Raw genomic sequence first — 1,047 nt, 5'->3', positions numbered from 1 at the left:
CTCCCGGACTCGGTTGGCGAAGGCGCGGGAGGAGATGGCGGTGACGCCTTCATTCTGGCACCAGGTTTTGTAGTGGGTGTAGAGGTGGGCTTGTTCGACGCGGTGGTGGGGTTCGAGGGTGCAGCATTCGGTGAGGAAGCGGCCGGTGTGGTCTTCGGTTTCGGCGTAGGCGGTGGTGGCGATGCGGACGGTTTCGGGTCCGGTGAGGTCGCGGGGGCCGTTGAGGTAGTGGTGGGCTCCGGTGATGAGCCAGTTGAGGATGCCGGGTCCTTCTTCGGTGACGAGGATGTCGGCGAGGTTGTCGATTTTGCGGTGGTCGGAGACGACGCGTTCGAAGGGGATGAGGCGCATGCGTCGCCAGAAGGCGTAGCCGCCGGTGCCGACTTCGGGGCGGTGGTTGCCGAGGAGCCAGAGTTTGTGGGTGGGGACGAAGCTGAAGAAGTCCTGGCGCATGCGGCGGGCTTTGATGCGGTCGCCGCCGGTGAGGAGTTTGACGCGGGCTTCGTCGAAGCGGTCGCCGGGTTTGACTTCGGAGCAGACGATGACGCGGCGGCCGTGGAGTTCGGCGAGGTCGGTGGGGTGGCCTTCGAAGGGTCGGGCCATGAGGAATCCGGGGGGTGCGGCGTCGGCGTAGTCGCCGAGGAGTTTGATGAGGACGTCGAGGAGGACTGATTTGCCGTTCTTGCCGGAGCCGAAGAGGAAGGGCATGACCTGGGCTCCGACGTCTCCGGTGAGGGAGTAGCCGAGGAGGAGGTGGAGGAAGCGGATCATCTCCGCGCCTTCGGCGTCCTCGCCGAAGGTGTCGGTCAGGAAACGGTCCCACCGCGGGGTCGGCATCCGGCGGGGTCCGACCGAGGTGGAGCGGGAGTGGAAGTCCCGGTCCGGGTCCGGGGCCCGCAGTCCGCCCGTGCGCAGGTCCACGATCCCCGCCGGCGTGCACAGCACATACGGATCCGCGTCCAGCACCCCCGCACTCAACACCATCCCCGGCGCCGACCGCGCCTGCATCAACAACGCATTCATCCCCGACGTCGACAACGCACGACG

1 protein-coding gene is annotated in these 1,047 nt (G+C 67.0%); it reads right to left on the bottom strand.

The features are described 5' to 3' along the window. The coding region (locus tag FF041_RS12745) for a DNA primase family protein (RefSeq protein WP_153522942.1) at positions 1–1,047 on the bottom strand (1,047 nt) is incomplete at both ends.

It is taken from the genome of Streptomyces jumonjinensis (genome assembly GCF_009600885.1).
GTDB lineage: Bacteria > Actinomycetota > Actinomycetes > Streptomycetales > Streptomycetaceae > Streptomyces > Streptomyces jumonjinensis.
The sequence above is the reverse complement of the archived record's forward strand: the minus strand, read 5'-3'. Positions and strand labels throughout refer to the sequence as shown.